The sequence below is a fragment of the Streptomyces sp. 2A115 genome (genome assembly GCF_052245575.1).
Classification (GTDB): Bacteria; Actinomycetota; Actinomycetes; order Streptomycetales; family Streptomycetaceae; genus Streptomyces.
Genome location: NZ_JBQQCG010000167.1, coordinates 1 through 8453 on the forward strand (window position 1 = coordinate 1; position 8453 = coordinate 8453).

Below are 8453 nucleotides of genomic sequence, written 5' to 3' on the forward strand. Positions count from 1 at the left end.
ACAACACCAGGCGGCTACACAGCGTGTGCGGATTCAAAAGCCCGATCGACTACGAACGCGACTACCGGGCCACCCTCGCCGAGGGACTGGCCGCATAGACCGTCTCCACGCTGCGAGGGGATTGACAGTTTGCCATTGAAGTTGGACCGACTCGGCGTGACGTCTCTGCTTCAGCGGATCGCCAGATCACCACGCTCCGTCAACTTGCCAGAACGAAGCCGGCTGGCGCCTCGCTACCTTCTGTTATGGGATGTGGAGGGCGGTGAAATCGTCGGCCAAGCCGGGGAGGGTCAGCAGCGGTCGCGGAAGGTGTCGCAGCAACGCGGCCAGCAGCTTGTAGCGCAGGCTCGGGACGCAGGTGACGGGAGGACGATGCCGGTGGATGGCCTACACCGCCTGCTCTGCGACGTAGGGCGACGCGAGAGTCAGAGGATCCGTTCGTTTCCTCGGCCGAGCATCGCGGGCAGTGCGGCGTGCAGCAGCCTTGTGGGTGCGACGACGTTGAGCATCAGCATGCGCTGCTCGTCGGCCCAAGAGGTGTGCTCGAAGGACGTGCCCAGGCCCGCGCCGGCGTTGTTGACCAGGATGTCGGCGCCGGGCACCGCGTCGGCCACCCGTTCGAGATCGGCTTCGACGGTCAGATCGGCAGGCAGAGCGCGGGCTGTCACCCCGTGGTCGCTCGCGAGGCCGGCGGCGAGCCGGTCGAGGGCCTCGGCGCTGCGCGCGACGAGGACGAGGTCGTGGCCGCGTCTGGCGAGCGCGCGGGCGATGTCCGCGCCGATACCGTAACTGGCGCCGGTAACCAGGGCACTTGACATGTATCTCTCCCTAGTTGTGTGTGCGCATCGCGCCGGGCCGGGTGGCATCATGGCTGGATTCTGGCACCCGACCCGGCGCACCGTCGTTGACAACCGCTTCGTGCCACATGCGCTCCACGGCCCCCGCCCACAGGGCGGCGAGATCTCCGACATCCTCCAGGGCGCGGTCGATCGTGACGCTGGCGACGACGTTGTCCCCGTAGGCGACGAACGACATTCCGAAGGCGTGGTCTCCGTAGAGAAACTGTGTCACTACCACCGTCCGGATGGGGTCCGTCCCCATCGCCAGCCGTCCTGGAATGCGCAATAGCCCGGACGTGTCCAGGCCGTTCCGCACATGGGCGCTTTGCTGAAGGACGCGGTAGACCAGCCACTCCGGCAGGCGCAACTGCGTCCGCAAGGCCCGCCGCATCTCCTCGGTCTTGGCCGGTGCGGTCGCACGGGCGATGGCGGCGACACGGGCTGTCGGGGAGTCCTCCCAGAACGACAACGGGACACGGACGGCAGAGATCCTGTTGCCCACCATGAACCGTTCCCCCGGTTCACGGAGACTGACAGGCAGGCTCACAAACAGGTCACGCCCACGCTGGTGAGGTGCGATCCAGCTCTCCGGTAGCCACCCGCGCATGGCATCTCCCAGGGCGGCCAGGCAGATGTCGTTCGAGCTGGCTCCCCTCGCGCGCCCTGTCTCGCGCAGCCATGACAGGGGCACGGCTGCCGACTGAACCCGGGCCTCGCGGCTCAGAGGACCCTGCGGCGACCAGCGCAGCGTGTGCCGCAGAGCCTTCACCTCGTCTGCCAGGTTCCGGGTGATGGCCCGAGCCGGGATCCGCTGCCACCAGGACTTAGCCGCGGCCGGCCTGCCTGCGGCAGAGGGCGGGGAGACGGGCGGTTCCGTGCCAAAGAGCGCTGTCAGGGCGTCCATCATTGCCTGCCCGTCCTGGCCGGCGTGGTGGGAGCGGTAGAACAGTGCGTACTCGCCGTCGGAGTAGCCGTGAACCAGCCAGATCCCCCAGCGCGGCGACTGCGCCGGCATGGGGAGATAAAGGAGGCGCTCCACGGTCTCGTCGAGGCTCGCGCCTTCGGGGATACGGACCACATGCACGTGGTCATGAGGATCGAAGGCGGGGGTTGCCTCCCACAGCGTGCGCCGTCCCCGCTGGGTGACCCGCCACGCGAGTGTCGGCATCCGCTCGATGCGGCTGGCGACCTGTTCCCTCACCTGGTGCACATTCGGAGACGTGCCCGTCACATGCATGACCAAGCCGAAGTACGGGCGGAAATCGGGCTGCTCCCTCTCGTACCTGAGGAAGCAGCCGTCAACCACGTTCGGACGGTGGATCATCGTGTGGCCTCCAGAGGGCAGAGTGGGGGCTGACGACCGAGCCCCCGCACGCACGCAGGCTGGTACGTCTACGTCAGCCAGGACTGCGCAGCGCTAACTGTCTGCCAGAGGCAAAGGTCACGTCCGGCCGACTGATGTGCGGCGGCCTCGGCCAGCGGAGCCGGAAATCACCAATGGCCCGCGACCTCGTGCGTGTGAAGCCATTCCGGGGGCCGTGACGTGCCCGGGGGCACCGCGTTGATCGAGCAGTGGACCTCCCCAAGCCGGCAGGGCGCTCGGCGCCGTGACGGCCCCCTTTTACGAGCAGAAGGATCCTTATGCGAAGCGATTCCGGCCGCGTGCACACGCGACTGGGCGCAGCACGTGAGACGACAGCAAGGTCGACCCCCTACACGATGACGACCCTCCCAGGAGCTCTGCCCCTGCTCGGGCACGTTCCCCGGTTCGCTCGTAACCCGCTCGATTTCCTGGCGTCGCTCTCCACCCACGGTGACCTCGTGCGGATCAAGCTCGGACCACACACGGCGTACGCGGTATGCCACCCCACCCTGGTCCACGAACTCTTGGTGGCGGACCGCACATTCGACAAGGGCGGCCCGGTCTACGACAAGCTCCGGGAGTTCGGGGGGAACGGCCTCGGCACCTGCCCCGCGGCAGAACATCGCCGTCAGCGCCGGATGATCCAGCCTGTCTTCCACCGCGACCGGATGCCCGACCACGCCCAGGTGATGTGCCAGGAGATCGCCGCGCTCACCACGCCGTGGCACCACGGTCAGACTCTCGACGTGCCCGCCGAAATGCACCATCTCACCACTGCGGTGACCGTCCGGTGCCTCTTCGACGCCGGGACGGACAGGGCCGGCTTCCCCACGTTGTCGTCGAGTTTCGGCGCTCTCACGACCGGCTTCACCAGACGATTGATGTGGCCGGTGCCAGCGGTCCACCGCCTTCCGACGCCCGCCAACCGCCGCTTCGAACGGGCGCGACTCCACGTGCACCGGGTCACGGATGCCCTGATCTCCGACCGCCGGGCCGCCGGGGCAGATGACGACAATCTGATGTCCGTGCTGATTGGTCCCGATGCGGACGGGGTATCGCTGAGCGACACCGAAGTGCACGACCAGGTCCTCGCGTTCCTCCTCGCCGGTGTGGAGAGCGCAGCCAACGCCCTGTCGTGGGCCTGGCACCTGATCGGCACGCACCCCGACGTCCAGACGCGGCTTCACGCCGAGGTCGACACGGTGCTCGCCGGCCGTCCCGCCCGGCTGACCGATATGGAGTCCCTCGAACTGTCCGGCCGGATCGTCACCGAGACCCTTCGCCTGTATCCCCCGGACTCGCTGTCGACCCGGACCACCTCCACCGACGCCGTACTCGGCGGGCACCCTCTGCCGGCCGGTGCGAGCGTCATCTACAGCCCCTACCAGCTCCATCGGCGCGCCGACCTCTACCCCGACCCCGACCGCTTCGACCCCGATCGCTGGCAGGACATCGACAGACCACCGCCCGGTACCTGGGTGCCGTTCGGGGGAGGCCCGCGCAAATGCATCGCTGACTCCTTCTCCAACATCCTGGCGACGCTCACGCTCGCCACCGTTGCGGCCCGGTGGCAACTGTGTCCCATCCCGGGCCGAACCGTCCGCCCAGGCGGCCACGCATTCGTCGTACCCAAAGGACTCTCCATGCGGCTGCACCGACGTCCGCGGGTCTGTCTGACGAGCGGCTCTGTTGCGTAGTCGGTGGTGACGGTGCGTTCTCCCTATTGCAGGAGGATGCGGTGACGGAGGAGGCCCAATCCTGCTCGGCCGTGCATCTGCCGCATGATCTTCTTGGTCCGGGTATTGACGCCCTGGTCCGGCCGTTGCGGCCGGGTGAGGCCGGTGTTCACGGCGGCGCGGTCGAGTTCGAGGCGGTTCGCAGTTCTCCTGCTGGCGGCGGTGGATCTCCTCCTCTGCGGGTGGTGTGTTCGCCCTGGACCTCGGGGCCTGCTATGTCGCCTCAGGGCAGTGTCCTGACCGATGCCCTGTCCCGGGTCTGCGCCACGGACGACCGGACCACACGGGCGCCGCCTGTTACCTTCTGCAGCCCTGCAAAGCCAGACGAGGGATCGGAACCACGCTCCCGAAGACGATGCCCGAGTGGTTCCACACGGCGTACGTGCGGCGCATCCCCAGCCAGGCCCCGCAAGCCAACGCCTTCAGCGGGGAAAACGTCCTCGCCATGAATGGTCCCGAAGCGCGGGACTTCGCACTTGACGCGATCCCCGGCGTCATCCACGACGTCGCCGCCGCAGCGGGCATCACCGTAAGCACGGTCGACTTCGTCGCACCCACCAGGCCAACCCGCGACTGATCCCGAAGATCCTCCAACGCGTCGGGGTGCCGACCGACAAAACGCTGGTGACCGCTGCCCTCGTACTGTGGGAGGCACTGAAGCAGGAACGGATCCGCCCAGGCAGCATTGTCCCGGCTGTAGCCTTTGGCTCGAGGCTCAGCATGGGCGGAACCGTCATCCGCTGGTGCGGAGACGACGACTTCCGTTCCACCCAGCACACAGCCTTCGCTGCCGCACCAGCCCGGTTCCAAGACCGGGCAGGACGGTGAGCCCCCCTGATAGACGACGACCCGCAGTGGGTGGTCCCACTAGAGCGCGAGCAGCGAGACGGTCATCGCGCACTCGCCGCGACGACCTCGTCGGTGTCGGCAGGCGGGCGAGGTGAGGCGAGCGGGGCGGCAGCAGGAATGAGGCCCAGGCGGCGACCGGCGGCGGCGAATGCGTCGAGGATATGGGTGATGTGCTCGTCGGTGTGGGTGGCCTGCAGGGACAAGCGGATCAGAGCTTGGCCTTCTGGTACAGCGGGAGCGCCAAACATGCTGGTGAATACGCCCTCCTGCAGGACCTCCTGCCACATCCGCCCGCACAGATCGTTCCCCCCGATATGCACAGGGACGATCGGGGAGAACGACCCTCCGATGTCGAAGCCGAGCGTCCGCAACCCACAGTGCACCCGCCGCGACAGCTCGAATACGCGCGTGCGCCGCTCCGGCTCGCTCACGATGATGTCCAGAGCCGCAATGGCAGCGGCGACGGATGCGGGTGGCAGCGACGCGCTGAAGATCGCCGACCGTGCGGTGTAGCGCAGGAATTGGATGACGGCGGCCGGGCCGGCGATCACGCCGCCGACCGAGCCGAAGCATTTGGAGAAGGTGCCGGTGTAGAGGTCGACCGCGTTCGGCAGGCTGAAATGCTCGGCAACGCCCCGCCCCCCGGCGCCCAACAGCCCGATGTCGTGGGCGCCATCGACCACCAGCCGGGCCTCAAAGCGTCTGGCGAGCTCGGCGAGTTCGGGCAGGCGGCACAGGTCACCCTCCACGGAAAAGAGCCCGTCGGTGACGATGGCTTTGGCGGCGTCAGGGTCGGCGGCGGCGAGTTTGTGCTCCAGATGCTCCATGTCGGAGTGCCGGTACGGGCGTCGATCGGCCCATCCGGCCCGGATGGCGTCGACCAGCGAGGCATGGTTGGACATGTCGCTGAAGACAATGTCCCCCCTGCCGAACAGCGGGGTGAGGGCCAGGTTCGCCTGGAAACCCGTCGTTGTGACCAGTGCCGCCTCACAACCGAGGAACGTGGCCAGCCGGGCTTCCAACTCCTCGTGCAGCGGCAGCGTCCCTCCGATCAGCCGACTTCCGGAACACGAGGCGCCGTACCGCGCAATAGCCTGGGAGGCCGCCGCCGCGACACGCGGGTCACCCGCCAGACCCAAATAGTCGTTGCAAGCGGCCATGACCACGCGAACCCCGTCGAGCGAGGCCTCCCCGTCCCTGGCCTCCACTGCCTGGTACAGCGGCCGGGGCCCGGCGCCCGTAATGACCCGGATTACGGGCGAGACCTGCTTGGCGAAGATGTCCGCCATCGGTGTTCTCCTCAAAACGCCTCGTACGCCACTGCCCGCCAGGGCCCTGGGCTGGGGCGACGGCGCTCGGTGGGCAATGGTGAGCCCCCCCAGCGGCGCGAGTCCTCCCAAGGCACCGTCATCGAGGGGACTAACGGCGGCGTGCGGTCACGGTTACTTACTTGGGTGCGGTTCCTTTCGAGGGACAGCTGAGCTGGGAAGACGCTGATTGACGTGTGGGCGGTGTAGTCGTACTTCTACCGTGGCGAGGTGGAGGTGGGGCGCGATGGTGTCGTTGCCGGAAGAGCTTCAGGCGCGGGAGGCCGCGGCTCGACAGCGGGTGGAAGAACTCCAGGCCGAAGCTGCGGAGTTGGCCGTCCGGCTGGAGAAGGCCCGGGAGGATCTGTCGCGGTTGGAGATCACGCGGGAGACCGTTGCGCAGGTGCTGGCGGAGTTGTCGGCCGTCCAGGCAGCGCCGGAAGCGGCGCTGTCACGTTGGCTGATGACGTGGGATGATCTCCGGGTTGATCATGCCGGAGGGGCGTTTGTGATGAACAGGTCGCCGTCGTACAAAGGGCACCGGTACCCGGTCGAGATCATCTCCCACTGCGTACGGCTGTACCACCGCTTCCCGCTCAGCTTCCGCGAAGTCGAAGAGCTCATGCTCGAGCGCGGTGTCGTCGTGTCCTACGAGACCGTCCGCCGCTGGTGTCTGAAGTTCGCGCAGACCTACGCCAGCGCACTGCGCCGTCGGCAGCCCCGGCCCGGCGACAAGTGGCACCTCGACGAGGTCTTCATCAAGATCAATGGCGAACGTCGGTACCTGTGGTTCAATGCCGGAAAGTTATGATTCGTTCTGGTTTGTCAAGCAGCTCTGCGGGTCGGCGTGTTCGTGGCGGCGAGCGGCCTCGTGGGGGTGGCCGGCACTGGCTGTTCGGGTAGTCGGTAGGTTGCGGGCGCGGACCTGCGACGTTAAACGCCAAGCTAAGGCAAAGGCAGGGGCCAGGAAGCGTTACGACCGTGACGCTTCCTGGCCCCGTTCGACTACCTGGCTGGTGGCCCACCGTGCCTTTGGTTCGGACATCGTCGTCACAGCCGAGGGGCGGTGCGCTACCGCTTCGCGCCGGTCAGGTTCGCGCCGGTCAGGTCCGCGTCGGTCAGGTCCGCGTCGGTCAGGTCCGCGTCGCGCAGGTTCGCGTGGGTCAGGTCCGCGTAGCGCAGGTCCGCGCTGGTCAGGTCCGCGTCGCGCAGGCTCGCCTCGGTCAGGCGCGCGCCGGTCAGATCCGCGTCGGTCAGGTCCGCGTAGCGCAGGTCCGCCCTGCCCAGGAAGGCGCCGTACAGGTCGGCGCCGAGCAGGTCCGCGTCGCGCAGGTTCGCGTCGCGCAGGTTCGCGCTGAGGTCCGCACCAATCAGATACGCCCTGTTCAGGTTCGCGTCGGTCAGGTTCGCGCCGCGCAGGTTCGCGTCGCGCAGGTTCGCGCCGGTCAGGTCTGCGTCGGTCAGATCCGCGTCGGTCAGGTCCGCGTCGGTCAGGTCCGCGTTGCGCAGGTCCGTGCCGTGGAGGTCGACGTGGGCAGGGTCGTCGTGGTCACTGTTGCGGGTGGCGAGTGCTGTGGCAGCGGCCTGGATGTCGCTGTCGAGTTCTCTGCCGGGGGCGGGCTTCTTGGGCTTGGCCGCGTGGCTGCGGATGTAGGTGGACAGGACGTTGACGATGGCGGGCTGGTCGCGGGAGGAGTCCTCCATGATGCGCTGCAGGGCGTAGATGCCGCCGAGGCGGACTTCGAGGGAGTCATCTCCGATGTTGCCGACGGCGGCGTTGTACCGGTCGGTGACCTGTCCTTCGCGGGTGAGGGCGTGCTCGTTATTCACCTGCTGGATCGACAGCCAGGTGAAGGCGATTACGGCGAGGGTGCCCAGGGCGGCCAGGGTGCCGGAGGCCTGCTGGATTCGCGTCCACCGGTCCGCTGGTGCGGGGACGGCCGGTTGCCCGGCCTCCCGGGAGGTACGGGTGCGGCAGCGCGGGGCGCGGGAGCCGATCGGAACGGCAGCGCGGCGGGGCGTGGTCCGGGTACGGCGGCGGGCGCGGCCGGAGCCGCGGGACGGTGTGGTGGCCATGAAGACGTTGATACGGGCGGCGGGCGGCCGGTGCGTCGGGTGTTGCGAATTCGTAGTGGTGCTCTGGCCAGCGGGGGTCAGCTGGCCGGGAAGTGTGGGCGCGGGACTCGAAAGCGCGGGGGGAGGGCGGCGCGGCGTGCTCCTGCTGGCGACTCCACTAGGGCCTGTGTGACGTCGTGATCAATCAGTTGGCTTCAGCAAGTCGTTGATCCAGATCATGGAGGCGCGGAGGTGGAGGCCGGCGAGGTAGCTCTCGGGTGTCTTGTCGTATCGAGTCGCGATG

7 protein-coding genes and 1 pseudogene are annotated in these 8453 nt (G+C 68.0%); 4 read left to right on the top strand and 4 right to left on the bottom strand.

Annotated features, from left to right (window positions below; genetic code table 11):
* Positions 1–425 precede the first annotated feature (425 nt).
* Positions 426–818, bottom strand: coding sequence for an SDR family NAD(P)-dependent oxidoreductase (locus ACTWQR_RS54760; protein WP_443234847.1), 393 nt, complete (start codon positions 816–818; stop codon positions 426–428).
* A 10-nt stretch (positions 819–828) separates the two neighbouring features.
* The gene (locus ACTWQR_RS54765; protein ID WP_443234848.1) at positions 829–2163 is read right to left on the bottom strand and encodes a wax ester/triacylglycerol synthase domain-containing protein; all 1335 of its coding nucleotides are present in this window, start codon (positions 2161–2163) and stop codon (positions 829–831) included.
* Positions 2164–2558: 395 nt separating this feature from the next.
* Between ACTWQR_RS54765 and ACTWQR_RS54770 the strand changes: the two genes are divergently transcribed.
* The 3 genes from ACTWQR_RS54770 (at position 2559) to ACTWQR_RS54780 (ending at position 4766) form a co-directional block, all read left to right on the top strand.
* The gene (locus tag ACTWQR_RS54770) at positions 2559–3899 is read left to right on the top strand and encodes a cytochrome P450 (protein WP_443234849.1); all 1341 of its coding nucleotides are present in this window, start codon (positions 2559–2561) and stop codon (positions 3897–3899) included.
* Positions 3900–4293: 394 nt separating this feature from the next.
* Positions 4294–4515: a hypothetical protein gene (locus ACTWQR_RS54775; protein WP_443234850.1), complete on the top strand. Its 222-nt coding sequence runs from the start codon at positions 4294–4296 to the stop codon at positions 4513–4515.
* Positions 4516–4541: 26 nt separating this feature from the next.
* A complete protein-coding gene (locus ACTWQR_RS54780; protein ID WP_443234851.1) occupies positions 4542–4766 on the top strand; it encodes a hypothetical protein in 225 nt (74 codons plus the stop codon).
* A gap of 62 nt (positions 4767–4828) precedes the next feature.
* On the opposite strand, the gene ACTWQR_RS54785 is transcribed toward ACTWQR_RS54780, so the two are convergent.
* On the bottom strand, positions 4829–6076 hold the full coding sequence (locus tag ACTWQR_RS54785) for an aminotransferase class I/II-fold pyridoxal phosphate-dependent enzyme (RefSeq protein WP_443234852.1): 1248 nt from the start codon (positions 6074–6076) through the stop codon (positions 4829–4831).
* A gap of 529 nt (positions 6077–6605) precedes the next feature.
* On the opposite strand from ACTWQR_RS54785, the pseudogene ACTWQR_RS54790 reads away from it, so the two are divergent.
* Positions 6606–6884, top strand: a pseudogene (locus ACTWQR_RS54790) (IS6 family transposase); the annotation flags it as partial.
* Positions 6885–7165: 281 nt separating this feature from the next.
* On the opposite strand, the gene ACTWQR_RS54795 reads toward ACTWQR_RS54790, so the two are convergent.
* Positions 7166–8170 (bottom strand): pentapeptide repeat-containing protein, encoded by a 1005-nt coding sequence (locus ACTWQR_RS54795; protein WP_443234853.1) that lies wholly within the window; start codon positions 8168–8170, stop codon positions 7166–7168.
* Between the last annotated feature and the right edge of the window lie 283 nt (positions 8171–8453).